This window comes from Aurantimonas sp. Leaf443 (genome assembly GCF_001425575.1).
Lineage (GTDB): Bacteria > Pseudomonadota > Alphaproteobacteria > Rhizobiales > Rhizobiaceae > Leaf443.
Genome location: NZ_LMRD01000009.1, coordinates 224290 through 249601, shown reverse-complemented (window position 1 = coordinate 249601; position 25312 = coordinate 224290). Strand labels below are relative to the sequence as shown.

Here is a 25312-nt window from a genome sequence, read left to right as displayed (position 1 = left end):
GGCAGTCGAGAAAAGGATCGAGACTATGGCCAAAAAGGGCATGATCGAGCAGAACCGGCGCCGCGAGAAACTGGTGGCGAAGTTCGCCGCCAAGCGCGCCGCTCTCAAGGCGATCACCAAGGATGCCGCCGCTCCGATGGAGGAGAGGTTCCGTGCGCAGCTCCAGCTCGCCGAACTTCCCCGCAACGGCTCGAAGGTCCGCGTCCGCAACCGGTGCGAGGTCACCGGTCGGCCGCGCGCGTACTACCGAAAGCTGAAGATGAGCCGTATCGCACTCCGGGAACTGGGCAACAGTGGCCAGATCCCCGGCATCGTCAAGTCGAGCTGGTAAGGGAGAGTCGTCATGGCATTGTCTGATCCCCTCGGCGATATGCTGACCCGCATCCGCAACGCGATCATGCGCAACAAGACTTCGGTCTCGACGCCCGCGTCGAAGCTGCGCGGCCGCGTGCTCGACGTCCTCAAGGACGAGGGCTACATCCGCGGCTATTCCGAGACGGCCTTCGAGAACGGCAAGTCCGAGTTCGAGATCGAGCTGAAATACTACGAGGGCACTCCGGTCATCCGCGAGATTTCCCGCGTGTCGAAGCCCGGACGCCGCGTCTACGTGTCCGCCAAGACGATCCCGCAGGTCGCCAACGGTCTCGGCATTTCGGTGCTGTCCACGCCCAAGGGCGTGATGGCCGACCACAGCGCCCGTGAACAGAACGTCGGTGGCGAGGTTCTCTGCCGCGTCTTCTGACGCGCCGGAGACTTCCACCAGGAACGGACAGGGTTTCGAAATGTCTCGTATTGGAAAGAAGCCGGTCTCCGTGCCCGAGGGCGTCACCGCCTCGGTCGACGGCCAGACCGTTCGGGCCAAGGGCCCGAAGGGCGAGCTGACCTTCGTCGTCAACGACGAAGTGCTCGTGAAGATGGAAGACGGCGCGATCAAGGTCGATCCGCGCGACCAGTCCAAGGATGCCCGCTCCAAGTGGGGCATGTCCCGCACCATGGTGCTGAACATCCTCAACGGCGTGAAGACGGGTTTCGAGCGCAAGCTCGAGATCTCGGGCGTCGGCTATCGTGCCTCCATGCAGGGCAAGAACCTGCAGTTGGCTCTGGGCTTTTCGCACGATGTGATCTATCAGGTGCCGGAAGGCATCACCGTTGCCGTGCCGAAGCCGACCGAGATCGTCGTGTCGGGTATCGACAAGCAGCAGGTCGGCCAGGTCGCAGCGGAGATCCGCGAGTATCGTGGTCCCGAGCCCTACAAGGGCAAGGGCGTGCGCTACGCCGGCGAGAAGATCGTCCGCAAGGAAGGCAAGAAGAAGTAAGGGCCGCCGTTATGACCACCACCAAGGAAAATCTGCGGCGTCGTGCCTCGCGCATCCGTCGTTCGCTGAAGAAGGTGGCGAACGGTCGCCCGCGTCTCTCGGTGCATCGCTCGTCGAAGAACATCTACGCGCAGATCATCGACGACGTCGAGGGCCGCACGTTGGCCGCCGCGTCTTCGCTCGATCCCAACCTGCGCGAGTCGCTGAAGACGGGTGCCGACACCGCGGCGGCCGCCGCTGTCGGCAAGCTCGTCGCCGAACGTGCCAAGGTCGCCGGCGTCACGGACGTCGTGTTCGATCGCGGCGCCTTCATCTATCACGGCCGCGTCAAGGCGCTGGCCGAGTCGGCTCGCGAGGGCGGCCTCAACTTCTGAGGCTTCCTCGTCCGCCAGGTCTTACGACCCCTGAAGAATCGGAACGCGGCCTTCGCGAGCGAGGGCCGCGTTCCGTTGAGCCGGATGCAACGTCATCCGCCCCTGTAGACGCCACCGGAAAAGAATAAGGAACAGGATATGGCGCCTCGTAACGAACGCAACGATCGCGAGGAGCGCGACGACGGCTTCGTCGACAAGCTCGTCCACATCAACCGCGTCGCCAAGGTCGTGAAGGGTGGTCGCCGCTTCGGCTTCGCCGCCCTCGTCGTCGTCGGCGACCTCAAGGGACGCGTCGGCTTCGGCCACGGCAAGGCCCGCGAAGTGCCCGAGGCGATCCGCAAGGCGACGGAAGCCGCCAAGCGCGATCTGATCTTCGTGCCGCTGCGCGACGGCCGCACCCTGCATCACGACGTGCACGGCCGCCACGGCGCCGGCAAGGTCATCCTGCGCATGGCGGAAGCCGGCACGGGCATCATCGCGGGCGGCCCGATGCGCGCCGTCTTCGAGGCCGTCGGCATGCACGACGTCGTCGCCAAGTCGCTCGGCTCGTCGAACCCCTACAACATGGTTCGCGCGACCTTCGACGCCCTCAAGGTGGCCAACCACCCGAAGGACGTCGCGTCCCGTCGCGGCATCAAGTATTCCACCCTGCAGGCCCGTCGTCGCGATGTCGGCGGCGTCTCCGCCGAGGATTGATCGGCAGGGGGCCGCGTCTAGCGGTCCCTTCGCCTTCCAACGAAGGAGCCAACGATGGCCGACACCAAATCCGCAGGCAAGACGGTCACGGTCGAGCAGACCGGGAGCCCGCTGCGCCGCCCCAACGACCAGCGCCAGACGCTCGTCGGCCTGGGCCTGAACAAGATGCATCGTCGCAGCACGCTGGAGGACACTCCGGCCGTTCGCGGCATGATCGCCAAGGTCGCCCACCTCGTGCGCGTGGTGGACCCGGCCTGATCGCCGCGGCGCGGGCTCTAAGGCGGGCCCGGCCGCCGTTCGTCACGGTAATTCACTGAGCAAGCCCGGCGGTCCGTTCGGATCCGGTCCGGGGACTGTTTCGGGAGCAAGACACATGAAACTCAACGAGCTTTCCGACGTGGAAGGTGCAACCCATTCGCGCAAGCGGCTGGGGCGCGGTATCGGTTCGGGCAGCGGCAAGACCGCCGGCCGCGGCGTCAAGGGTCAGAAGGCCCGCTCCGGCGTCGCGATCAACGGCTTCGAGGGCGGACAGATGCCGCTCTACCGTCGTCTGCCCAAGCGCGGCTTCGTGAACATCTTCGGCAGCAACTTCAACGTCGTCTCGGTCGGCCGCATCCAGCAGGCGATCGACGCCGGCAAGATCGACGCCTCCAAGGCGATCGACCTGGACGTCCTGAAGGCCGCCGGCCTCGTGCGCAAGTCGCGCGACGGCGTGCGTCTCCTGGGCGACGGCGAGATCACCTCGAAGGTCTCGCTGACCGTCGCCGGTGCCTCGAAGTCGGCCGCCGAGAAGGTCCAGAAGGCCGGCGGCACTCTGACGCTTCCCGCTGTCGCCTCCGAGGCCTGAACGGCGCTTGCGCAGTCCGGCTTAGCCGCTTAACAGTCGTGCTCCCTTGGGGGAGGGGGCTCGCCTTCTCGCCCAAGGGTTCGGCATGTGCGCGTCTTGTCGCTGTCGAACCAGGGTCAACCCGGAGATTTCCACGACATGGCTTCGGCTGCGGAACAACTCGCCGCGAATCTGAACTTCGCCGCCTTCTCGAAGGCGGAGGACTTGAAGAAGCGCATCTGGTTCACGCTGGGTGCGCTGATCGTCTACCGGCTTGGGACCTACATTCCCATGCCCGGCATCAATCCGACGGCGCTCGCGCAGGCATTCCAGCAGCAGTCCTCGGGCATTCTCGGACTCTTCAACATGTTCGCCGGCGGCGCCGTCGGCCGCATGGCGATCTTCGCCCTCGGCATCATGCCGTATATCTCCGCCTCCATCATCATCCAGCTGATGACCTCCGTCATCCCGTCGCTGGAGCAGATGAAGAAGGAAGGCGAGCAGGGCCGGAAGGTCATCAACCAGTACACGCGCTACGGCACCGTGCTTCTCGCGACCGTCCAGGCCTATGGAATCGCGGCCGGTCTGCAGACGCAGCCGGGCATCGTTCTGGATCCCGGCCCGTTCTTCCTGATCTCCTCGGTCATCACGCTGGTCGGCGGGACGATGTTCCTGATGTGGGTCGGTGAGCAGATCACCGCGCGCGGCATCGGCAACGGCATCTCGCTGATCATCTTCGCGGGCATCGTGGCCAATCTGCCCTCGGCGCTCGCCAATCTCCTGGAGCTCGGCCGCACAGGCGCGCTCTCGACCGCCATCATCCTTCTCGTCGTCGTCGTCGCCGTCGTCTGCATCGCCGGCATCGTGTTCTTCGAGCGGGCGCAGCGCCGGCTCCTGATCCAGTATCCGAAGCGCCAGGTCGGCAACCGGATGTTCCAGGGCGATACGTCGCATCTGCCGCTGAAGCTGAACACCGCCGGCGTGATTCCGCCGATCTTCGCCTCCTCGCTGCTTCTCCTGCCGGTGACGATCGCCAACTTCACCGACACGACGCAGCTTCCGGCCTGGGCGGGCGCCGTCATCGCCTCGCTCGGTCACGGCCAGCCGCTCTACATGCTGCTCTACGCGGCGCTGATTGGCTTCTTCGCCTTCTTCTACACGGCCGTCGTCTTCAACCCGAAGGAGACCGCCGACAATCTGAAGAAGCATGGCGGCTTCATTCCCGGCATCCGCCCGGGCGAGCGCACGGCCGAATATATCGACTACGTCCTGACCCGCATCACCGTCATCGGCGCGATTTATCTGGTGGTGATCTGTCTATTGCCCGAATTTCTCATTTCGGCAGCCGGCGTTCCGTTCTATCTCGGAGGAACTTCGCTCCTGATCGTGGTGAGCGTGACGATGGATACGGTGGCGCAGGTGCAGGGACATCTGCTGGCGCACCAGTATGAAGGCCTCGTCAAGAAGGCGAAACTCCGAGGGGGGAGACGGGGAGGTCGATGAAACTGATTCTGCTGGGGCCGCCGGGCGCGGGCAAGGGGACGCAGGCGCAGCGGTTGATCGAGAGTCATGGGATTCCCCAGCTTTCGACGGGGGACATGCTCCGGGCGGCCGTCGCCGCCGGGACGGAGGTCGGTCGCAAGGCCAAGGCCGTGATGGACGCGGGACAGCTCGTCTCCGACCAGATCGTCAACGACATCGTATCGGAGCGGATCGATCAGCCGGACTGCGCCAACGGCTATATTCTCGACGGCTATCCGCGCACCCTGGTGCAGGCCGATGCGGTGGAGAAGATGCTGGCCGCCAAGGGGCAGTCGCTCGACCACGTGATCGAGATGCGCGTGGATGACGAGATCCTCGTCGCGCGCGTCGCCGGCCGCTACACCTGCGCGCAGTGCGGCGCCGTCTACCATGACGAGCATCCGAAGCCGAAGGTCGAGGGCACCTGCGACGTCTGCGGTTCGCAGAGCTTCAAGCGCCGTCCGGACGACAATGCGGAGACGATGCGCACCCGCCTCTGGGCCTATTACAAGGATACGTCGCCGCTGATCGGCTACTATCACTGCAAGGGCCTTCTGAAGACCGTCGACGGTATGCAGCCGATCGACGAGGTCAGCGCCGCCATAGAGGCGATCCTGAAGGGCTGAGGCCTTGACGTCGGACGGACCGGCGGTAGGGCGCGGTTGACTCAACGGCCACCCCTGAACTATAGCCTGCGCCTATTCGCGAATCCTTTGCGGTCGGCGCGGGTCTCCATTGGGAGCCCGACACGGTCGCTTTCGGCCGTCGGGCTCCTCCTGTTGCATGACGAGGGCCCCGTGCCCACCTGTTAAGGAGACTGGACGTGGCCCGTATCGCTGGCGTCAATATTCCCACGAACAAGCGCGTCGTGATCGCGCTTCAGTACATCCACGGCATCGGCCCGTCCTTCGCCGCGGAGATCTGCGAGAAGGCCCGCATCACGGCCGAGCGTCGCACGAACGATCTGACGGACGCCGAAGTCCTGCAGATCCGCGAGATCATCGACCGCGACTATCAGGTCGAGGGCGATCTGCGCCGCGAGACCTCGATGAACATCAAGCGTCTGATGGACCTCGGCTGCTATCGCGGCCTGCGTCATCGCCGCGGTCTGCCGGTTCACGGCCAGCGCACGCATACCAACGCCCGCACCCGCAAGGGCCCGGCGAAGGCGATCGCAGGCAAGAAGAAGTAAGTCGTTCCGGGCGCGCCTTGCGCGTCCGCGGTGGAGCCGCCGGAATTACGGCGGTGTCGATATCACACAGGACATGGAATTGAATGGCCAAGGAAGCACAGCGCGTTCGCCGTCGTGAACGCAAGAACATCTCGTCGGGCGTCGCCCATGTCAGCTCGACCTTCAACAACACGCTGATCACGATCACGGACGCGCAGGGCAACACGATCGCCTGGTCGTCGGCCGGTGCGCAGGGCTTCAAGGGCTCGCGCAAGTCGACGCCGTTCGCCGCGCAGATCGCCGCCGAAGACGCCGCCAAGAAGGCGCAGGAACACGGCATGCGCACGCTCGAGGTCGAGGTGACCGGTCCCGGGTCCGGCCGTGAGTCGGCGCTGCGCGCCCTCCAGGCGTCGGGCTTCACGATCACCTCGATCCGCGACGTCACCCCGATCCCGCACAATGGTGTCCGCCCGCGCAAGAAGCGCCGCGTCTGACGCCTTGACAAGGCCGCCGGCGCATCGGCGTCGGCGCTGCCCCGAAGACAGGAAACGTCGGACCGGTCGAAAGGCCGGTTCGACGCGTTTGTGCGCCGCCCCATCCAGCGCGGCGCTCCGCCGACCGCTTCGGCTTCGACTGCCGGCGGTTCTCAGACCTATCGCCACGATTGGATGGTGGCGAGGAAACTGAAAGGCATGAGCCATGATTGCGAGCAACTGGCAGAACCTCACCAAGCCCAACCAGGTTGTTTTCAAGGCCGAGAACAATCGCAACCGCGTGTCGCTGACCGCCGAGCCGCTGGAGCGTGGCTTCGGCCTCACGCTCGGCAACGCGCTGCGCCGCGTGCTCCTCTCGTCGCTTCAGGGCGCGGCCGTGACCGCGATCCAGATCGACGGCGTCCTGCACGAGTTCTCCTCGATCGCGGGCGTGCGCGAGGACGTCACGGACATCGTCCTGAACGTCAAGGAAATCTCCATCGGAATGCAGGGCGAGGGCCCCAAGCGCATGGTCGTGCGCAAGCAGGGTCCGGGCGTCGTCCGCGCCGGGGACATCCAGACGGTCGGTGACATCGAGGTCCTGAACCCCGACCACGAGATCTGCACCCTCGACGAGGGCGCCGAGATCCGCATGGAGTTCACGGTCAACACCGGCAAGGGCTACGTGCCCGCCGAGCAGAACCGCGCCGAGGACGCGCCGATCGGCCTTATCCCGGTTGATTCGCTGTTCTCGCCGGTGAAGAAGGTGTCCTACAAGGTCGAGAACACCCGCGAGGGGCAGGACCTGAACAAGGACAAGCTCACCATGCAGATCGAGACCGACGGCTCGATCTCCGGCGAGGACGCGGTCGCCTATGCCGCGCGCATCCTGCAGGACCAGCTGTCGGTCTTCGTCAACTTCGAGGAGCCGCAGCGCGATTCGCGTGGCGGGGCGACGAGCGACGAGCAGATCGCGGAGCTCGCCTTCAACCCGGCGCTTCTCAAGAAGGTGGACGAGCTCGAGCTTTCGGTCCGGTCGGCCAATTGCCTGAAGAACGACAACATCGTCTATATCGGCGACCTCATCCAGAAGACCGAGGCGGAGATGCTGCGCACGCCGAATTTCGGTCGCAAGTCGCTGAACGAGATCAAGGAGGTCCTGGCCTCCATGGGTCTCCATCTCGGCATGGAAGTGAGCGCCTGGCCGCCGGAGAACATCGACGATCTGGCCAAGCGCTACGAAGACCAGTATTGAGCCTTTCGGCCCGCCGCCTTGCCGGCGGGCCGTTCGCATATCCGGCGTCCGCGCCGGGGAAGCAGTGCATGCCAAATATTCAAAGGCACAGGCGGCCCGTCAGGGATCACGCGAGGATGCCGACCGCCGGCGACGTCCGGCTTTTTTCTGAAGGAAGAAACACATGCGTCACGGCAAAAGCGGCCGCAAACTCAATCGCACCGCCGAGCATCGCAAGGCGATGTTCGCCAACATGGCGGCGTCCCTGATCCTGCACGAGCAGATCGTCACGACCCTGCCGAAGGCGAAGGACCTGCGTCCGATCGTCGAGAAGCTTGTCACCCTCGGCAAGCGCGGCGACCTGCATGCGCGTCGTCAGGCCATCTCGAAGATCCGCGACGAGGTGATCGTCGCCAAGCTGTTCGACGCTATCGCCAGCCGCTATGCCGATCGCCAGGGCGGCTACACCCGCGTGCTCAAGGCCGGCTTCCGCCGCGGCGACAACGCTCCGCTGGCCGTCATCGAGTTCGTCGATCGCGACACCTCGGCCAAGGGCGCCGGCGATCGCGCCCGTCTCGAGGCGGAAGCCGAAGCGGCCTGATCGGGCAGTCCGGCGCAGGCGCACGGCAAATCAGGGAAGGGGCCTCAGGGCCCCTTTTTCATGTCCGGTCGCGGGCGCGATCGGCCCGACAGCAGCTGCAGGGGCGACCATCATGGCCGGCGATACCGTTCTTCTCACCGGGATCACCGGTTTCATCGCCAAGCATGTCGCGGTGGCGCTGGTTCAGGCCGGGTACCGCGTTCGCGGAACCGTGCGCGACCTCGCGCGCGCCGATGAAGTGAGGGCGGCGGTGCGGGCCGGGGGCGCCGATCCCGCGAGCATCGCCTTCGTCGCGGCCGATCTCCTGCGGGATGCCGGATGGGAGGAGGCCTGCCGCGGTTGCCGCTTCGTTTTGCACACGGCCTCGCCGTTCCCGATGCGTCAGAGCCGCGACCGGCAGCGACTGGTGCCTGCCGCGCGCGGGGGCACTCAGCGCGTCGTCGCGGCGGCCAAGGCTGCCGGCGTCGAGCGCGTCGTCATGACCTCCTCGGTCGTCGCGGTCTATTACGGTCACGCCCCGGGCAGAGCCGCAGGCCTCTATTCGGAGGCGGACTGGACGAACACGGACGATCCTTCGGTGTCCGACTACGCCGTCTCGAAGACGCTGGCGGAACGCGCGGCTTGGGATGCCCTCGCGGAAGGAGGACCGTCGCTTTGCGCGATCAATCCGAGCTTCGTCCTCGGCCCTGTTCTCGATGCTCACGGCGGGACTTCGGCGCGCCTCGTGCGGGCAATGATGGCGGGGCGCCTGCCGCTTGTGCCGCGGGTGTCCTTCGGCATCGTGGATTGCCGCGACGTCGCGGCGGCCCATGTCGCGGCGCTCGACCATCCGGCCGCCGGCGGGCGCCGTTTTCTTCTCTCCGGTGGCTCGCGCTCGATGCTGGAGATCGGCGACGCGCTCGCGGCCTTCGACCCGGCGCTGAGAGGCAGGGTCCCGAAGGCCAATCTGCCGGACGCCCTGGTGCGGCTTCTCGCATTCGTCGTGCCGTCGGCCCGTGCGGCGGTGCCCGAACTCGGACGCCCGAAGAATCTGGACGTCTCGCCGGCGCGCGATCTTCTCGGGATTTCCTTTCGCCCGCCGGAAACGGCCATCGCCGCCATGGCCGAGTCGCTGCGCCGCCTTCGGCTGGCCTGACCGTTCGGGACGCTCGTCGGCGTCGAAACGGGCCCAGGCCGGACCGGGCGGCGCGGCGCCGAGCGATGCGGGACAGAAGAGGCACCGGATCGGGCGGTTCGGCACGGCTGCGCGACATAGCGCACGCGCTTGATCCGGCGGACACGCGCCGGCTGTGGTCAGGTCGACACAAGCTGGAACGTTAACCTTTGAAACCACCCGCCGTTGCAGAAATACCATAGAGTTGGACTTGCGTGCATGCGATATCGCGCTTGCCGAAGGGTGTCCTCGAATTTCGTCGGAAGCGAGGCAACCTTTTGCGTTGCTTGGCATTGCTTACCCGAAGATGGGGACTGCCGTTCTCCGGCAATGTTTACGCGGATTTAGTGACTGCCATGCATGATACGATAACCCAACCGCAGACGGATAAACCTTCCATGCGCCGTACACTGCTGACGCTTCTTGCGGCGAGCGCCGCATTCGGCATCATGACTGCCAGCTACGCCACGGCCGAGCTGCCGGAGCAGGCGATCGCCATGGAGCGTATCCAGCGCTGACGGAGGGCGCGGGCAGGAGCGGGCCCGCAGACAGGTCAGACGGACAGGGGGCTTCGGCCCCCTTTTTCGTGCCTTCCGTCCAGATGCGCGTGGTCGGAGTGCCGGCGCGATGAGGGGATGAAGCGCTGCGCGCAGAGCGATCCGTGCGCCATGCTTTTGCCGCGCGGTGCAAATCCGATAAGACGCGGCGGTCGATCGCGTTCGGCGCCGGTTTCGGGTGGAAACCGCGCGAATGCGATTTGCGAGGATCGTAGTAGGGCCGCCGCGCCGCTTCCGCCCGTGCCGCCGGGATGCATATCGAGGGTTTCGCCATGATCGCAAAGCGCCGTCTCGTCGCCGTCGTCCTCGTCGCTTCCGCCCTTGCGGGCGGCGCAGCGCTGGGCGAGGAGCGCGGCGGGATCGGCGGAATCATCGGCAACCTGTTCTCGAACGATCCGCCTCCGCCGGTGCCCGTCGCGCCCGCGGCGCCGCCCGCGCCGATGGACGGTGCGCCCGGGCGGGTGCCGCAGAGCCGCGCCGAGATCAGCCTCACCTTCGCCCCGCTCGTGAAGGCGACGGCGCCGGCCGTCGTCAACGTCTATGCGGCGCGCGCCGTGCCGACCCGCCGTTCGCCCTTCGCGGACGATCCCTTCTTCGGCCGCTTCTTCGGGGACCGGTTCGAACAGAGGCCGCGCATGGCCGCCTCGCTCGGGTCCGGCGTGATCGTCGATCCGTCGGGCCTCGTCGTCACCAACAATCACGTGGTGGAAGACGCCGACACGGTGAAGATCGCCTTCGGCGACGGACGCGAGATGGAGACCGAGATCCTCCTGAAGGATGCCAAGGTCGATCTGGCGGTCCTGCGCATCAAGGGGGACGGTCCGTTCCCGGCGCTCCAGCTCGCCGATTCCGACCGGCTCGAAATCGGCGATCTCGTGCTGGCGATCGGCAATCCGTTCGGCATCGGACAGACGGTGACCAACGGCATCGTCTCGGCCCTGGCGCGCACGCATATCGGCGTCGACGATTTCGGCTTCTTCATCCAGACGGATGCCGCCATCAATCCCGGCAATTCCGGCGGCGCGCTCATCGACATGGCGGGCAAGCTTGCCGGCATCAACACGGCCATCTATTCGCGTTCGGGAGGCTCGAACGGCATCGGTTTCGCGATCCCGTCCAACATGGTGGCGAGCTTCGTGCGGGCGGCCAAGGCGGGCGGTCGCTTCGAGCGGCCCTTCGTCGGTGCCAGCTTCGGCAGCGTGACGCCGGACATGGCCGAGGCACTCGGGCTGGACAGGCCGACGGGCGTCATCGTGCATGGGGTGACGGCGAGCGGGCCGGCGGCCAAGGCGGGGCTCGAGATCGGCGACGTCGTGCTCTCGCTCGGCGGCTTCCCCGTCGACAATCCTGACGTGCTGGACTACCGGCTCGCGGCGGCGGGCGTCGGCTCCCGCGCGCCGCTCGAGGTTCTGCGCGGCTCGCAGAAGCGCACGCTTCAGCTCTCGCTGGAGGCGCCGCCGGAAGAGCCCGCGCGCGACAAGCGCAAGCTTGCGGGCGATCATCCGTTCGACGGCGCGACCGTCCTCAATCTCTCGCCGCGCGTCGCGCAGGAACTGGACCTGCCGCTGGAGAAGACCGGCGTCGTGGTGGAGGCGGTCGGCGATCGCAGCTACGCCGCCCGCTTCGGGCTGCGGCCGCGCGACATCGTCGTCTCGCTCAACGGCTCGCCCGTCTCGTCCACGCGCGAGCTTCAGGCCGACGTCGAGCGCGCCCGCAGCTGGCGCTTCGAGATCGAGCGCGACGGCCAGCGCCTCACCCAGGTCGTGCGCTGAGATGGCCGATCTCTTCGGCGCGCCGGACGGCGGTTCCAGGGGCGGGCGCGGCGAACGAGGTGCGGGCGAGACTGTTGCCGCCGGCAAGGCTCCGGGCGACGCCTCGCGGCCGCTCGCCGACCGGCTCCGGCCGCGAACGCTCGCCGAGGTCGTCGGCCAGGAGCACCTGACGGGCGAGGGCGGCCTTCTCTCGCGCATGCTGGAAGCCGGCAGCCTCGGGTCGATGATCTTCTGGGGCCCGCCCGGCACGGGCAAGACCACCGTGGCGCGCCTTCTCGCCAACGAGGTGGACTACGCCTTCGAGCAGATTTCCGCGATCTTCTCCGGCGTCGCCGACCTCAAGCGCGTCTTCGAGGCGGCGCGTCTGCGGCGCGGCAACGGGCGGCGGACGCTGCTCTTCGTCGACGAGATCCATCGCTTCAACCGCGCCCAGCAGGACAGTTTCCTGCCGGTGATGGAAGACGGGACGGTCGTCCTCGTCGGCGCGACGACGGAGAACCCGTCCTTCGAGCTCAACGCCGCGCTCCTGTCGCGGGCGCGCGTGCTCACCTTCCGCCCGCATGGCGAGGAGAGCCTGAAGCGCCTGCTCGAACGGGCCGAGGAGATCGAGGGCCGCCCATTGCCGCTCGACGAGGGCGCCCGACAGGTGCTGCTGCGGCTTGCCGACGGCGACGGACGCGCGGTGCTGACGCTTGCCGAGGAAGTCTGGCGGGCCGGGCGACGCGGCGAGGTGTTCGACGCTTCGGGCGTGCAGGAGGTCGTGCAGCGCCGCGCGCCGGTCTACGACAAGGGACAGGACGGGCACTACAATCTGATCTCGGCCCTGCACAAGTCGGTGCGCGGCTCGGATCCGGACGCCGCGCTCTACTGGCTGTGCCGGATGATCGATGCGGGCGAGGACCCGCTCTATCTCGGGCGCCGTCTCGTGCGCATGGCCTCCGAGGATATCGGCCTCGCCGACCCGCAGGCGCTCGCGATCACGCTCGCGGCCAAGGACGCCTACGATTATCTCGGCTCGCCCGAGGGCGAACTCGCGCTCGCGGAAGCCGCCGTCTATCTCGCCTGCGCGCCCAAATCCAACGCCGTCTACACCGCCTACAAGGCGGCGCTGCGCACGGCGAAGGAGCACGGATCGCTGCTGCCGCCCAAGATCATCCTGAACGCGCCGACCAAGCTGATGAAGGAAGAGGGCTACGGCACCGGTTACGCCTACGATCACGACCAGCCCAACGCCTTTTCCGGTCAGGACTATTTCCCCGACGCCCTGGGCCGGCAGGTCTTCTATCGGCCGACCGAACGCGGTGCCGAGATGCGCATCGGCGAGCGGCTGCGGCACTGGGACGCCCTTCGGCGGGAGCGGGCGCGCGAGACGGACGAGGACTGACGCCTCGCGTTTCCCGTGCCGACGCCTCGACGCGACTTCCACCCTGCGCAACCGGACAATTGCGATGCTCGATCTTCTCCTCGTCGCCCTCGGCGGTGCCATCGGCTCGGGCGCCCGGCATCTGACGAATCTCGCGACTCTTCGGCTGTTCGGCCCGAACTTTCCCTGGGGGACCGTCGCCGTGAATCTCCTCGGCGCCTTCGCGATGGGGATCGTCGTGGAGGTCGTCGCGCGCCGCTTCGGTGCCAGCGCGGAACTGCGCCTGTTCGTGGCGACGGGCATTCTCGGCGGCTTCACCACCTTCTCGTCCTTCGCCCTCGATGCCGCGGTGCTCTACGAACGGGGAGAGGCGATGCTGGCCTTTCTCTACGTCTCGGGATCGGTGCTGGGTGGTCTGGCCGCACTCTTCGCCGGTCTCGCCCTCGCACGCGCGCTCGCCTGATGCTATCAGCCGCCTTTGAGACGGAAAGCTGAAGGCACGATGGCGCAGGTCGAACAGAAGAAGGTGGAGGAGGACGAGGCGGGGCTTCGGCTCGATCGCTGGTTCAAGATCCACTATCCGGGCCTCGGCTTCGGTCATTTGCAGAAGCTGCTGCGCTCCGGCCAGGTGCGCGTCGACGGCGGCCGCGCCAAGACGGACACGCGCATCCAGCCCGGCCAGACCATCCGCGTGCCGCCGGTCGGCGTCGACGCCGCCCGTGGCGCGCCCCTGCCGCTGACGCCGAACACGATGCGCGACAAGCGCGACGGCGACGTTCTGGCGCAGATGCTCCTCTACGAGGACGAGAAGGTCTACGTCTTCAACAAGCCGGCGGGCCTCGCCGTGCAGGGCGGCTCGGGCGTCAACCGCCATGTCGATTCGATGCTGGAAGCCTGGCGCAACCGCAAGGGCGAGAAGCCGCGTCTCGTGCATCGGCTGGACCGCGACACGTCGGGCGTGCTCGTCGTGGCGCGCACGCGCGGCGCGGCGACCGCGCTGACCAAGGCCTTCCGCGAGCGCGACACGCAGAAGACCTACTGGGCCATCGTCAAGGGCGTGCCCGCGCCGCACGAGGGGCGCATCTCGACCTATCTCGTGCGCGAGCAGACACCGGACGGCGACCGCATGCGCGTCGCGCGGCACGGCGACGAGGGCGCCGACCACGCGCTCTCGCACTACCGGGTGATCGATCAGGTGGCGCAGAACTTCTGCTGGCTGGAGATGGAGCCCTATACGGGCCGCACGCACCAGCTGCGTGTCCATGCCGCCCATATCGGACACCCGATCCTCGGCGATCCCAAATATTTCGAGCACGACACGAACTGGGACTTTCCGGGCGGCGTGCAGAACCGGCTGCATCTCCACGCGCGCCGCATCCGCATCCCCAATCCGGCCGGCGGCATGATCGACCAGGTCGCGCCGCTGCCGCCGCACATGGTGCAGACCTTCAACCTCTTCGGGTTCGACGAGGCGGAGATGGGCGACTGATGCGGGCGGTCCTGTTCGACTGCGACGGCACGATCGCCGACAGCTGCGGCCTGATCTGCGAGACGATGCGCCGGACCTTCGTCTCGCGCGGCCTGTCCGATCCCGGCGATGCGGCGACGCGCGCCATCATCGGCCTGTCGCTCGGCGACGCCATGGCGCGGCTGCACCCGGCCGCCGATGCCGCGGGAATCGCGATGCTCGTCGAGGGCTATCGCGAGACGTTTCGCGGCACGCGCGACGATCCGGCCTTCCGCGAAAGCCTGTTTCCGGGAATGAAGGATCTCGTCGTGCGCCTCGGCCGAAGGCCCGATGTGCTCGTCGGCATGGTCACCGGCAAGAGCCGGCGGGGCGTCGCCAGCATCTGCGCTGCGCATGGCATGGACGGGCTCTTCCTGTCGGTCCGCACGGCCGACGACTGCCCCTCCAAGCCCCATCCCGCCATGGTCGAGGAATGCTGCGCCGAGCTCGGCGTCCATCCGAGCGAGTGCGTCGTGGTCGGCGATGCGATCTTCGACATGCAGATGGCCGTCCATGCGGGCGCGACGGGGATCGGCGTGACCTGGGGCACCAACCCGGCCGAGCCGCTCGTCGCGGCCGGCGCGAGCGACGTGGCCTGCGACGTGGATCATCTCGCCGCGCTGATCGAAGCCTGGCTGGAGGGACGACACGCGCGGTCGCGGCATTCGGCGAGGGACGGCGACGCGGATTGGCAGGGAGACGCCGCATGACGGGACGAAGCCAACAGCCCGACCTGCCCAAGCGCTTCTACGAAAAGGCCGCGATCGAGGCCCGCGACGGCGGCTTCGCCATTCTGCTCGACGGCCGCTCGCTGCGCACGCCGGCCCGCAACGTCTTCCTCCTGCCGCACGAGACCGCCGCCGAGATCGCGCGGGGCGAATGGGACGGGCAGGGCGAGCGGGTCGATCCCGCCACCATGCCGATGACGCGGCTCGCCAACACCGTCATCGACGCCATCGCCCCGGACCCGGCACCCGTGCGCGACGAGGTCGCGCGCTTCGCCGAGACCGATCTCCTCTTCTACCGCGCGAGCGAGCCCGAGCGTCTCGTGGAACGCCAGCGGCTGCGCTGGGATCCGGTGCTCGACTGGGCGAGCGGCGACCTCGGAGGCCCGTTCCGGCTGGCTGCCGGCGTCATGCATGTCGCGCAGCCGGACAGAACGCTGGCGCGCTTTGCCGAGCGGCTGGCGGCCTTCGACGACCCGTTCCGCGTCGCCGCGCTGAACCAGATGACGACGCTCACCGGCTCGGCGCTTCTGGCCTATGCCGTCGCCCGAGGGCGGCTGGAGGCGGACGAGGCCTGGGCGCTCGCCCATCTCGACGAGGACTGGAACATCGAGCAATGGGGCGAGGACGCCGAGGCGAGCGCCCGCCGGGCGTTTCGCTGGGAGGAGATGAAGGTGGCGGCGCTTCTGGCGCGGCCGGCCTGACCGGTCAGATTCCGGCGAACCATTCGTAGCCGTTGTCCTCCCAGTAGCCGCCATTGCCGCCGCCGAAGCCCGCGAGCGTGTCGGTGACGTGGATCGCGCGGATGTATTTCGCCATCTTGTAGCCGAGCTGGCGCTCCACCCGCACGCGCAGCGGCGCGCCGTTCTCGACCGGCAGCGTTTGCCCGTTCAGACCGTAGGCGAGGATCGTCTGCGCATGGCGGGCGTCCCGGATGTCGATCGATTCGTAGTAGCGCACCGGCGCGACGAGCCCCGAGCCGTAGCTGTCGAAACAGTCGAAGACGACGAAGCGGGCGGCGGGACGCGTCATCGCCTGGTCGAGGACGTAGCCGAGCGGCGTGCCCGTCCATTGCGCGATGCAGCTCCAGCCCTCCACGCAGTCGTGCCGGGTGATCTGCGTGCGCGCGGGCATGGCGCGGATCTCGTCCAGCGAGACGCGGAGCGGGCGGTCGACGAGCCCGTCCACCGTCAGGCGGTAGGGCGCGAAGTCCTGGTCGAGAAGGGCGCGGTAGTCCTCGTCCTGCGGGTCGGTGGAACCGTTCGGGCGCTGGCCCTGCCGGATCTCGCTCGCCGGATATTCGCGGGCGAGATCGTCCGACCCCAGCAGCATGCGTTGGACGCGATAGGTCAGCGAATTGGCCGTCTCCATCACGTTGCGCACGGGATCGTCGCGATCGGCGAGGAAGTCGAAGCACCCGCTGAGCGGCGCCGTCGCGCCGAGCGCCGCGCCCGTAAGGAGCGTGCGGCGGGAGAGAAGGAAGCGCGCCATCACTCGGACTCCGGGTCGGTGCGGTACCAGCCGGTGACGATCGATCGCATCTCGTTGAACGGGCCCGCCAGAAGCACCATCGCGACATGGACGACGAAAAAGGCGAGAAGGGCGAGCATCACGCCGAAATGCAGCGTGCGCGCGGTCTGCCGGCCGCCGAAGAGGTCGAGCATCCAGGGCGCCGCGGCGTTGACGCCCGGCGACATGGTGAGGCCCGTCAGGATAATCAGCGGCAGCGCGACGAAGAGGACGCCGCCATAGGACAGCTTCTGCAGGACGTTGTAACGGCCCTCGTGGCGAAAGCGCAGGCGGGCATGGTCCGCGATGTCGCGGGGCAGGGCCTTCAGGTCGGCCTTCGAGGGCAGGAGGTCCTGCCGGATATGGCGGTTGACGAGACTGGCCGCCAGCCAGATCGCCAGGGTGAGGACGAGGCCCCAGGCGAAGAAGAAATGCACCACGCGCCCCGTCGCAAGATCGCGATAGCCGGGAATGGTCGCCCATTGCGGAAACGACCGGCGTTCGAGGTTGCCGTCCGCGTTCCAGACCGCGCCGAGCCAGCCCGTCGTGTCGAAGGCATGTCCGAAGACGACCGTGCGGCCCGTGAGGGTGGAGCCGTCGAAGGCGGCGCCGATCGACAGGATCGTGTTGTCGAACTCGAAGCCCGACTGCTGGCCGAGATAGAGATCGGGCCTCGCCATGAAGATCTGCAGACCGGACAGGAGCAGGAAGAACAGGCAGATCGCCCAGGCCCAATGCGTCAGCCGCGTCGCCAGGCGCTGGCGGTAGACGAGAGGGCCGCTCTCAAGGTCTCTATGTGTCACGCTCGCCTCTCGTGGGTCGCCGTCGCTTCGTCGCGATCTTCGACGCTACGCCATCCGTGCCGCGCCGGATGGCGTGCCGGCAAGGCTTGTCCCATCACGTCCCCGTGGGCGGAGCGCGACGCAGGATGGCGTCGAGCGACTGGCGGAAGCGGGAGCGGTCGGCATTGGTGAAGCTGGCATTGTAGCCCTTGCTCTCGCCCGTCTCCCGCAGATGGCGCGAGAATTCGCGCATGGCCAGCGCCTCGCCGATGCCGGCGGCGGTGAACTCGCGGCCCGTCGGCCCGAGGGCGGCGCCGCCGGCCTCCAGCGTTCGGGCCGCGAGGGGGATGTCGGCGGTCACGACGACATCGCCGGGCGAGAGCTCGGCCACGATCCAGTCGTCCGCGGCGTCCGCCCCGTCGGCGACCGTCACGATCCGCGCGCCCGGATAGCGCGACGGCCGCATGCCGCCGTTCGAGACGAGGACGCTGCCGCAGCCGTGCCGTTCGGCGACCTCGATCGCCTCGTCCTTGACCGGGCAGGCATCGGCATCGATCAGGACACGGCGCATCGGCAGACTTTCCTCTGATGGTCTTCGCGGCGAATGGCGCGACGGCGCGATCGTGCGGACATGCGTCAGGCCGTCGGTCCGAATACCGCCTCGAAGCGGCGGCGCAGGACCGTGTCGACTTCCGGCAGCGAGACGAGAATGCCGAGATCGGCGAGGCTGGTGACGCCGTGGCCGCGGATGCCGCAGGGCACGATGCCGGCGAAATGGCCGAGATCGGGATCGACGTTCAGCGCTATTCCGTGAAACGTCACCCAGCGGCGCAGGCGGATGCCGATGGCGGCGATCTTGTCCTCGGCCGTCTCGCCGTCCGGGCCGGGCGCCCGCTCCGGCCGGCGCACCCAGACGCCGACCCGGTCCTCGCGGCGCTCGCCCTTGACCTGGAAATCCGACAGCGTGCCGATGATCCAGGCCTCGAGCGCCGCCACGAAGGCGCGGATGTCCTGCCGCCGGCGCCTCAGATCCAGCATCACGTAGGCCACGCGCTGGCCGGGGCCGTGATAGGTGTATTCGCCGCCGCGCCCCGCATCGAAGACGGGAAAGCGCGCCGCATCCACGAGATCCTGCGCCTTCGCGCGCGTGCCCGCCGTGTAGAGCGGCGGGTGCTCGACGAGGAGTACCGCCTCGCTCGCCCGGCCTTCGGCGATCGCGGAGACGCGCTCCTCCATCAGGGCGAGGGCGGTCGGGTAGTCGGTCAGCCCGTCGCGCTGGATCCATTCCACGCGCGTCTCGCGATCGCCGGCCAAGAATCGCTCGACGCGTGTTTCGAGGCGGGAAGGGGAAGAAGGATCGTCCATGGAACGCTTCTACTCCTCGCAGCGCCCGGAAGAAATGGTGCGGCGCCGCCCGAAACAGCACGAAAACGGCCGGTTTCACGGGGTTGGGCAGGGCGGGCCGAAGAACTGCGACAACGCCGCGCGAAAGGGCTTGTGCGACTCCGGCAGTCTTGTTACATGCCCGTCACCGAACGGCGACGAGCCCTTCGGACACGGCGTGCGGTCGTGGCGGAATTGGTAGACGCGCAGCGTTGAGGTCGCTGTGGGGCAACCCGTGGAAGTTCGAGTCTTCTCGACCGCACCAGCCTTTCCTCTCCCTCCTCATCTTTTGCTCGTCCGGGGCCCTTGGCCCTGAGTGACGCAGCGGTTTGTCGTGCAGCTCCACCGCCTTTCGCGGTTTGGGGCGAAGCGCCTGGATTTTCGGCGTTCCATGCGCGGCCCGCAAGGCCGGCACGCGCGCGTTTGCGCTTTGAACTGGAATCGTTCTGTCCTAAGACCGCTCCTGCGGTCGCGCCATGCCTCCCTTCGAAAGCATCGCACAGCCGTTTTGCCGAGAACCGACGACGTCCGACCCGATCCGCCCCGGCGGACCGGCGCGACGCGCGCAACCGACCGGCCCTGGCGGCCGACTTCCTCTCGATCGACCCGAAGGGCAGGAGGCGACGATGATCGACGCGCAGACCCGCACCGACACGCCCGCTCCCGAATCGGAAGATCTCTACAACGAGGACGGCTTCATCGCCGCGCCCTTCCTGGAGCGCGTCGAGGCCGCGATCGATTCGCAGGATGCCGAGGCGCTGCGCGCCGAGATCGAGCCGCTGCACGAATCGGAACTCGGCGACATTCTGGAGACGCTGGAGCCCGAGCGCCGCCAGTCGCTCGTGCGCCTCATGGGCGAGGCTTTCGACTATACCGCGCTCACCGAGGTCGACGAGGCGATCCGCCTGTCGATCGTCGAGGCCATGCCGCCCGAACAGGTGGCCGAGGCGCTGCGCGAACTCGATTCGGACGACGCGGTCTACATTCTCGAGGATCTCGACGAGGACGACCGGCGGGTCATCCTCGAGAAACTGCCGTTCCGCGAACGCATCCGCCTTCGTCGCTCGCTGGAATATCCCGAAGAGTCGGCCGGCCGCCGCATGCAGACCGAGTTCGTCGCCGTGCCGCCCTATTGGACGGTCGGCCAGACGATCGACTACATGCGCGAGGACGAGGACCTGCCCGAGAGCTTCGCGCAGGTCTTCGTCGTCGATCCCACCTTCAAGCTCCTCGGCACCGTCGATCTCGACAAGATCCTGCGCACCAAGCGCCCGACCAAGGTCGAGGACATCATGCACGAGACGCGCCACGCGATCCCGGCCGAGATGGACCAGGAAGAGGCGGCGCAGATCATCGAGCAGTACGATCTTCTCTCGGCCGCGGTCGTCGATACGAACGAGCGTCTCGTCGGCATCCTGACGATCGACGACGTGATCGACATCGTGCAGCAGGAGGCGGAAGAGGATCTCAAGCGCCTCGGCGGCGTCGGCGACGAGGAGATTTCCGATACGGTGCTGACGGCCACCCGGTCGCGCATCGGCTGGCTGCTCGTCAACCTGATGACGGCCTTCCTCGCGGCCTCCGTCATCAGCTTCTTCGACGAGACGATCGAGAAGATGGTCGCGCTCGCCGCCCTCATGCCCATCGTCGCCTCCATGGGCGGCAATGCGGGCACGCAGACCATGACGGTGACCGTGCGCGCGCTCGCGACGCGCGACATCGACCTCTACAATGCCGGACGCATCATCCGCCGCGAGGTGCTGGTCGGTCTGGTCAACGGGCTGACCTTCGCGATCCTTCTCGGCATCGTGGCGAGCTTCGTCACGTCCAATCCGCAGCTCGGCGGCGTCATCGCCTGCGCGATGATCATCAACATGATCGTCGCGGCGCTTTCGGGCATCATGATCCCGCTCGTGCTGCACCGATTCGGCGCCGATCCCGCCATTTCCTCCGGCGTCTTCGTGACAACGATGACCGATGTCTTCGGCTTCCTTAGTTTTCTGGGCCTCGCGACCTGGTGGTTCGGCCTCGGTTGACTCTATCCTGCGACTACAATTGACTTTTACGTAAATCTGGCTTCGAGACGGTTGTCCGATCCGGACCGAAGCCGACGGACCCCTGCCTCATGCGCGACTACTACACGATCACGGAGCTGACGCGGGAGTTCGACATCTCGACGCGCACGATCCGCTTCTACGAGGACGAGGGGCTGATCTCTCCGATCCGGCGCGGGCGCACGCGGCTGTTCCGCCATTCCGACCGGCAGCTCCTGAAGAACATCCTGCGCGGCAAGCGGCTCGGCTTCTCCATCGCCGACATCCGCGAGATCATGAACATGTATCGCAGCCCGCCGGGCGAGGCGGGCCAGCTGCGGGCCATCGTGCGGCGCGTCGGCGAGAAGCGCCGCGAGCTCGAGCAGAAACGGCGCGACATCGACGAGCTGCTCCTGGAGCTCGACAGCGCCGAAGAGGCCTGCCTCACGCGCATGGCGGAACTCGGCATCGCCACGACGGCGCGCGAGGGATAGGCGCGGCCGCGGGGGGACAGGGGGATGATGGGCCTGCCCGTCTCTCGCGTTATCGCCCAGCGCTCCTCATCGCGGGGCCTGCGACCCTGAGGCCTGATTTCCCGAAGCGGGATCGACGGACCGCGCCGAGCAAAGCTGGACGGTCTCCCCGATCGCGCTCATCTGCGCCTGATCCGCTGTGCCGCGCATCACCGTGTCGAAAAGGGCCTGTGCCGTGAGCCTTTCCTGCAGGCAGCCGCAATAGCGGGTGCAGAAGGCCGGGTCGCGGTCGATCAGGCATTGTCTGGCGCAGTCGGCCTGGAAGACCGGGCGAAGGTCCGGCGGCGCCACGAGCGAGACGCCGAGGACGATGCCGTAAAGGATCGGCTGGTGGATAAGATAGAAGAGAAGCGAGCGCCGTCCGAGCCAGCCGAGCGCCGAGAGGGGTTGCAGGCGGTCGTTCAGAAGCGCCAGCCGCTCGAACCAGCCTCGCGCCCGGGCCAGACGCGCCGCCGCGATGCCGAGGAGGACGGCGGCCGTGAACGGAAAGATCGGCACGAAGTCGTTGGTGATCGGCGCCGTGACATGGAGCCCGATCCAGTTCAGCCAGGCCGGGTCGAAGGCCGCGTTCCGATAGGCGAAGGGCAGGGCGAGCACGGCGACCGCCACGGCGGCGGTGAGCGCCGGCGGCAGGCGCAGGAAGGCCAGCCCGAGGACGCTCGCCACCGCGATCTGCTGCAGGATGCCGAAATAGACGAAACTCTCCGGCGTGGCGACATAGGTGGCGACGGTGACGGCCGCGGCCGCGGCCAGGATCTGCAGCAGGCGCTTGAGGAAGGGCCGCCGGCGGATGCCGTCGCCATGGGCGAGCACGAGCCCGACGCCGACGAGAAAGAGGAAGCTCGAGGCGATGGAGCGCGCGAAGATCGCCCAGCCGCCATGCCCGGTCGTGCCGTGTTCGAGATAGCCGAAATGTTCGAGGTCCCAGGCGAAGTGGAAGATCGCCATGGCCAGGAGCGCGACACCGCGCGCGATGTCCACGATCTCGATGCGGCGGCGGCCGGGTTCGGGTGACGATGGGGTCAAGACGGGGCTCGGGTGCTGGAAAGGCGGCGGTTTCGCCTATCTGAAGCGGCGAGGCCGCCGCGACACTCGGTCGGCGATCCGCTCGAAAGGCAGTTCATGAAGATCATCGAAGCCAATGGCGCCCGCATTCCCGCCCTCGGGCTCGGAACCTACACGCTGAAGGACGAGACATGCGTTCGCCTCGTCGCGCAAGGGATCGAGGACGGATATCGGCATATCGACACGGCCCGCATGTACGGCAACGAGGCCGAAGTCGGAAAGGGGATCGCCGCAAGCGGCATCGATCGCGGCGAAATCTTCCTGACGACGAAGGTCTGGTGGACCGATCTTTCCGCCGAGGCCTTCGCCGACAGCGCCAGGGCGGCGGTGGATGCGATCGGTCTCGGCCCGGTGGACCTTCTCCTGATCCATTGGCCGAATCGCGACGTGCCCCTGGAGGAGACCATCGAGGCTTTGAACGCCGCGCTGGAGCAGGGCCTGACGCGGGCGATCGGCGTCGCCAACTTCACCGCCCCGATGCTGGACGAGGCGGCCGCGCTCTCGCCGGCCCCGCTCGCCTGCAATCAGGTCGAGTACCATCCCTTCCTCAGCCAGGAGAGCATCCTCGGCGCCTGCCGCCGGCACGGAATGGCGATGATCGCCTATTCCCCGATCGGCCAGGGCGGCGAGCTGCTCGCCCATCCCGTCATCGCCGGCATCGCGGCGACGCGCGGTCGCACGCCCGCACAGATCGTGCTGCGCTGGGAGCTCGAGCAGGACATCGTGGGCGCGATCCCGCGCACGTCCAACCCGGCCCGGCTGAAGGAGAATCTCGACGTCTTCGACTTCGAACTCACGGAAGAGGAGCACAAGGCGATCACCGCGCTGACGACCAAGCGCCAGCGCCTCGTCGATCCCGCCTTCGCGCCGAACTGGGACCGCATCTGACGGCGGCCGGTGTTCTTCGTCCTCTCCAAGATCGGCTGGTATCTTCTCCAGCCGCTCGCGGTCGTCCTCGCGCTGCTCGTCCTCTCCGCGGTGCTGTCGCGCCTTGCGTGGCGGCGAACGGCGAGGGTCGCCTTCTGGAGCGCGACCCTCTTCCTGGCGCTGGCGGCCCTGTCGCCGGCGGGCCTCCTGATGATGGCCTTCCTCGAGAATCGCGTCCCGCCGGCGGTGCTGCCGCAGGAGGCGGCGGGGATCGTCGTCCTTGGCGGCGGGTTCGATACGCGTGTCGCGCGCACGCGCGGCGTGCCCGAACTCAACGAGGCGGCGGACCGGCTGACGGCCGGCCTCGCGCTCGCCCGGCGCTACCCGCAGGCGCGGGTCCTGTTCAGCGGCGGCGTCGCGGCGCTCCTGGAGGAGGACATGCCGGAGACGGAGGCTGCGCGCCGGCTCTATGCCGATCTCGGGCTCGAGCCATCGCGTCTCCTTCTGGAAGACCGGGCGCGCAATACCTACGAGAACGCGGTGGAGGCGAAGGCGCTAGCGGCGCCCCGGCCGGGCGAGACCTGGCTGCTCGTGACCTCCGCCTACCACATGCCCCGGGCCGTCGGCTGTTTCCGGGTCGCGGGCTTTGACGTCCTGCCGGTGCCGGTCGATTACCGGACGCCGGCGGGCGCCGCCGTCTACCGGCCGTCCTCCACGACGACGCGCAATCTCGAGAAGGTGCATTTCGCCCTTCGCGAATTTATCGGGCTCGCGACCTACTATGCCACCGGCCGCACGGACGCGTGGATCCCCGGGCCTTGACGTCTCAATCCGCCGGCCGCGGCGGCGCGAGCCGGTAGATGCCGCGAAAGTCCTGCGGATCGACGGGCTTGCCCTTGCGCCGGATCTCCAGCCGGCCTTGCCCCGCCAGCCGCACGGCGGCCGCGCGCAGGGGCTTCATCAGGAGACGCCAGCGCGTCTCGTCGCTGCCGGCGAGCGCCCGGGCGACCTCCGAGGGGCAGACGGTCTTGTCCGGCCCGCGCTCGGCGACGGCGGACAGGATCGCCGTTTCGAGTTCAGCGGGAGAGCGGTCGGCGGTCAGGGTCATTCGACGAGAACTTTGCGGGCCGGCGACAGATATTGCCGGTGGGCGAGGATGAGGACGACGAAGGCCGTCGACACGACGAGGAAGACGGGTCCGAGGAACCAGCCGAGATAGGCGAGGCCGAAGAAGATGGCGCGCAGCCCCGCGTTGAAATGCGAGGCGGCGACCTGGTTGAGCCGCGCCGCCTTGCGCATGGCGCGCTCCGCGCCCGCCCGGTCGTGCTGCGCCTCGGAGCGCATCGGCACGGCCCCGACGAGGATCGTGCAGTAGTTGAACAGCCGGTAGGCCCAGCCGAACTTGAAGAAGGCATAGGCGAAGATCACGACGAGGCCGAGGAGCTTCATCTCCACCAACGGCTTGTTCAGGCCCGGCTGCAGCGGCAGGTCGCCGGCGATGGTGGCGATCATGTCGGCCGAGCCGAGAAGCGCGAAACAGCCGCCGATGGCGAAGATGCAGGCGGAGGCGAAGAAGGCCGTGCCCTGCTGCAGGCCGGTCAGGATCGCGGTGTCGATCATCCGCAGGTCGCGCTCCAGCATGACGCGCATCCAGCGCTCGCGCTCGATGTTCATCGCATGCGTCAGGCCGCGCTTCGACAGGCGCGTGTGGTCGCTGACGAGATTGTAGGCGAGCCAGACGGCGAGGAAGAAGCCGAGCGCGATCCATTCGGACGAGTCGATAGCGATCATCGGTTCCATCGCCGGAGCGTTTGAAGGCGCTTCGCCTGTTCGCACGGCTTTCCGCCCATG

Annotated in this window: 32 protein-coding genes and 1 tRNA gene; 26 read left to right on the top strand and 7 right to left on the bottom strand. The window is 67.7% G+C overall.

Annotated features, from left to right (window positions below):
* Positions 1-25 precede the first annotated feature (25 nt).
* From rpsN to ASG48_RS14580, 20 genes are all read left to right on the top strand, one after another.
* Positions 26-331, top strand: a complete 306-nt coding sequence (rpsN, locus tag ASG48_RS14675) for a 30S ribosomal protein S14 (RefSeq protein ID WP_055851299.1) — start codon at positions 26-28, stop codon at positions 329-331.
* 12 nt (positions 332-343) lie between these two features.
* A complete protein-coding gene (gene rpsH, locus ASG48_RS14670) occupies positions 344-742 on the top strand; it encodes a 30S ribosomal protein S8 (protein ID WP_055851296.1) in 399 nt (132 codons plus the stop codon).
* A gap of 40 nt (positions 743-782) precedes the next feature.
* Positions 783-1316: a 50S ribosomal protein L6 gene (gene rplF / locus ASG48_RS14665; RefSeq protein WP_055851294.1), complete on the top strand. Its 534-nt coding sequence runs from the start codon at positions 783-785 to the stop codon at positions 1314-1316.
* Positions 1317-1327: 11 nt separating this feature from the next.
* Positions 1328-1690 carry a 50S ribosomal protein L18 gene (rplR, locus tag ASG48_RS14660; RefSeq protein ID WP_055851291.1) on the top strand — a complete coding sequence of 121 codons (363 nt, stop codon included), beginning with the start codon at positions 1328-1330 and terminating at the stop codon, positions 1688-1690.
* 138 nt (positions 1691-1828) lie between these two features.
* Positions 1829-2386 carry a 30S ribosomal protein S5 gene (gene rpsE, locus ASG48_RS14655; RefSeq protein WP_055851288.1) on the top strand — a complete coding sequence of 186 codons (558 nt, stop codon included), beginning with the start codon at positions 1829-1831 and terminating at the stop codon, positions 2384-2386.
* 54 nt (positions 2387-2440) lie between these two features.
* Positions 2441-2644, top strand: coding sequence for a 50S ribosomal protein L30 (rpmD, locus tag ASG48_RS14650; RefSeq protein ID WP_055851287.1), 204 nt, complete (start codon positions 2441-2443; stop codon positions 2642-2644).
* Between the two features lie 115 nt (positions 2645-2759).
* A complete protein-coding gene (rplO, locus tag ASG48_RS14645; protein WP_055851284.1) occupies positions 2760-3233 on the top strand; it encodes a 50S ribosomal protein L15 in 474 nt (157 codons plus the stop codon).
* 138 nt (positions 3234-3371) lie between these two features.
* Positions 3372-4715 carry a preprotein translocase subunit SecY gene (secY, locus tag ASG48_RS14640; RefSeq protein WP_055851281.1) on the top strand — a complete coding sequence of 448 codons (1344 nt, stop codon included), beginning with the start codon at positions 3372-3374 and terminating at the stop codon, positions 4713-4715.
* Positions 4712-5359: an adenylate kinase gene (locus ASG48_RS14635; RefSeq protein ID WP_055851278.1), complete on the top strand. Its 648-nt coding sequence runs from the start codon at positions 4712-4714 to the stop codon at positions 5357-5359. The genes secY and ASG48_RS14635 overlap by 4 nt, the downstream gene beginning before the upstream one ends.
* 197 nt (positions 5360-5556) lie before the next feature.
* Positions 5557-5925, top strand: a complete 369-nt coding sequence (gene rpsM, locus ASG48_RS14630) for a 30S ribosomal protein S13 (RefSeq protein WP_055851276.1) — start codon at positions 5557-5559, stop codon at positions 5923-5925.
* A gap of 83 nt (positions 5926-6008) precedes the next feature.
* Positions 6009-6398 (top strand): 30S ribosomal protein S11, encoded by a 390-nt coding sequence (rpsK, locus tag ASG48_RS14625; protein ID WP_055851273.1) that lies wholly within the window; start codon positions 6009-6011, stop codon positions 6396-6398.
* A gap of 205 nt (positions 6399-6603) precedes the next feature.
* Entirely contained in the window at positions 6604-7632 is a 1029-nt protein-coding gene (locus ASG48_RS14620; protein ID WP_055851270.1) for a DNA-directed RNA polymerase subunit alpha, read from the top strand.
* A 163-nt stretch (positions 7633-7795) separates the two neighbouring features.
* A complete protein-coding gene (rplQ, locus tag ASG48_RS14615; protein ID WP_055851267.1) occupies positions 7796-8212 on the top strand; it encodes a 50S ribosomal protein L17 in 417 nt (138 codons plus the stop codon).
* Positions 8213-8324: 112 nt separating this feature from the next.
* Positions 8325-9347, top strand: a complete 1023-nt coding sequence (locus tag ASG48_RS14610; protein ID WP_055851263.1) for an NAD-dependent epimerase/dehydratase family protein — start codon at positions 8325-8327, stop codon at positions 9345-9347.
* Between the two features lie 847 nt (positions 9348-10194).
* Positions 10195-11694 (top strand): Do family serine endopeptidase, encoded by a 1500-nt coding sequence (locus ASG48_RS14605; RefSeq protein ID WP_244486909.1) that lies wholly within the window; start codon positions 10195-10197, stop codon positions 11692-11694.
* 1 nt (position 11695) lies between these two features.
* A complete protein-coding gene (locus tag ASG48_RS14600) occupies positions 11696-13078 on the top strand; it encodes a replication-associated recombination protein A (RefSeq protein WP_055851260.1) in 1383 nt (460 codons plus the stop codon).
* 64 nt (positions 13079-13142) lie between these two features.
* The gene (crcB, locus tag ASG48_RS14595; protein ID WP_055851259.1) at positions 13143-13520 is read left to right on the top strand and encodes a fluoride efflux transporter CrcB; all 378 of its coding nucleotides are present in this window, start codon (positions 13143-13145) and stop codon (positions 13518-13520) included.
* Between the two features lie 39 nt (positions 13521-13559).
* Positions 13560-14546 carry an RluA family pseudouridine synthase gene (locus ASG48_RS14590; RefSeq protein ID WP_055851256.1) on the top strand — a complete coding sequence of 329 codons (987 nt, stop codon included), beginning with the start codon at positions 13560-13562 and terminating at the stop codon, positions 14544-14546.
* The gene (locus ASG48_RS14585; protein WP_055851253.1) at positions 14546-15274 is read left to right on the top strand and encodes an HAD-IA family hydrolase; all 729 of its coding nucleotides are present in this window, start codon (positions 14546-14548) and stop codon (positions 15272-15274) included. The genes ASG48_RS14590 and ASG48_RS14585 overlap by 1 nt, the downstream gene beginning before the upstream one ends.
* The gene (locus ASG48_RS14580; protein ID WP_055851250.1) at positions 15271-15993 is read left to right on the top strand and encodes an ATP12 family protein; all 723 of its coding nucleotides are present in this window, start codon (positions 15271-15273) and stop codon (positions 15991-15993) included. The genes ASG48_RS14585 and ASG48_RS14580 overlap by 4 nt, the downstream gene beginning before the upstream one ends.
* A gap of 4 nt (positions 15994-15997) precedes the next feature.
* Here ASG48_RS14580 and ASG48_RS14575 read toward each other — a convergent pair whose 3' ends face one another.
* The 4 genes from ASG48_RS14575 to lipB all read right to left on the bottom strand — a co-directional run bounded on the left by ASG48_RS14575 (position 15998) and on the right by lipB (position 18894).
* The gene (locus tag ASG48_RS14575) at positions 15998-16780 is read right to left on the bottom strand and encodes a molybdopterin-dependent oxidoreductase (protein WP_055851248.1); all 783 of its coding nucleotides are present in this window, start codon (positions 16778-16780) and stop codon (positions 15998-16000) included.
* Positions 16780-17601, bottom strand: a complete 822-nt coding sequence (locus tag ASG48_RS14570; protein WP_055851245.1) for a cytochrome b/b6 domain-containing protein — start codon at positions 17599-17601, stop codon at positions 16780-16782. The genes ASG48_RS14575 and ASG48_RS14570 overlap by 1 nt, the downstream gene beginning before the upstream one ends.
* A 94-nt stretch (positions 17602-17695) precedes the next feature.
* Positions 17696-18157, bottom strand: a complete 462-nt coding sequence (locus tag ASG48_RS14565) for a YaiI/YqxD family protein (protein ID WP_055851399.1) — start codon at positions 18155-18157, stop codon at positions 17696-17698.
* A 59-nt stretch (positions 18158-18216) separates the two neighbouring features.
* Entirely contained in the window at positions 18217-18894 is a 678-nt protein-coding gene (lipB, locus tag ASG48_RS14560) for a lipoyl(octanoyl) transferase LipB (protein WP_055851243.1), read from the bottom strand.
* Positions 18895-18943: 49 nt separating this feature from the next.
* Here lipB and ASG48_RS18385 point away from each other — a divergent pair, with 49 nt between their 5' ends.
* The 4 genes from ASG48_RS18385 (at position 18944) to ASG48_RS14545 (ending at position 21490) form a co-directional block, all read left to right on the top strand.
* Entirely contained in the window at positions 18944-19165 is a 222-nt protein-coding gene (locus ASG48_RS18385) for a hypothetical protein (protein WP_156381617.1), read from the top strand.
* A tRNA-Leu gene (locus ASG48_RS14555) sits at positions 19144-19228 on the top strand. The genes ASG48_RS18385 and ASG48_RS14555 overlap by 22 nt, the downstream gene beginning before the upstream one ends.
* Positions 19229-19589: 361 nt before the next feature.
* A complete protein-coding gene (mgtE, locus tag ASG48_RS14550) occupies positions 19590-20999 on the top strand; it encodes a magnesium transporter (RefSeq protein ID WP_055851241.1) in 1410 nt (469 codons plus the stop codon).
* 89 nt (positions 21000-21088) lie between these two features.
* Positions 21089-21490 carry a MerR family DNA-binding transcriptional regulator gene (locus ASG48_RS14545; RefSeq protein ID WP_055851238.1) on the top strand — a complete coding sequence of 134 codons (402 nt, stop codon included), beginning with the start codon at positions 21089-21091 and terminating at the stop codon, positions 21488-21490.
* A gap of 66 nt (positions 21491-21556) precedes the next feature.
* On the opposite strand, the gene ASG48_RS14540 is transcribed toward ASG48_RS14545, so the two are convergent.
* Positions 21557-22555 carry a heparan-alpha-glucosaminide N-acetyltransferase gene (locus tag ASG48_RS14540; RefSeq protein WP_055851235.1) on the bottom strand — a complete coding sequence of 333 codons (999 nt, stop codon included), beginning with the start codon at positions 22553-22555 and terminating at the stop codon, positions 21557-21559.
* A 96-nt stretch (positions 22556-22651) separates the two neighbouring features.
* Here ASG48_RS14540 and ASG48_RS14535 point away from each other — a divergent pair, with 96 nt between their 5' ends.
* On the top strand, positions 22652-23482 hold the full coding sequence (locus ASG48_RS14535) for an aldo/keto reductase (RefSeq protein ID WP_055851231.1): 831 nt from the start codon (positions 22652-22654) through the stop codon (positions 23480-23482).
* Positions 23483-23491: 9 nt separating this feature from the next.
* Positions 23492-24283 (top strand): YdcF family protein, encoded by a 792-nt coding sequence (locus ASG48_RS14530; RefSeq protein WP_055851228.1) that lies wholly within the window; start codon positions 23492-23494, stop codon positions 24281-24283.
* 4 nt (positions 24284-24287) lie between these two features.
* Here ASG48_RS14530 and ASG48_RS14525 read toward each other — a convergent pair whose 3' ends face one another.
* Positions 24288-24569 (bottom strand): DUF3253 domain-containing protein, encoded by a 282-nt coding sequence (locus ASG48_RS14525; protein ID WP_055851224.1) that lies wholly within the window; start codon positions 24567-24569, stop codon positions 24288-24290.
* The gene (locus ASG48_RS14520; RefSeq protein WP_082529498.1) at positions 24566-25252 is read right to left on the bottom strand and encodes a DUF599 family protein; all 687 of its coding nucleotides are present in this window, start codon (positions 25250-25252) and stop codon (positions 24566-24568) included. The genes ASG48_RS14525 and ASG48_RS14520 overlap by 4 nt, the downstream gene beginning before the upstream one ends.
* Positions 25253-25312 lie beyond the last annotated feature (60 nt).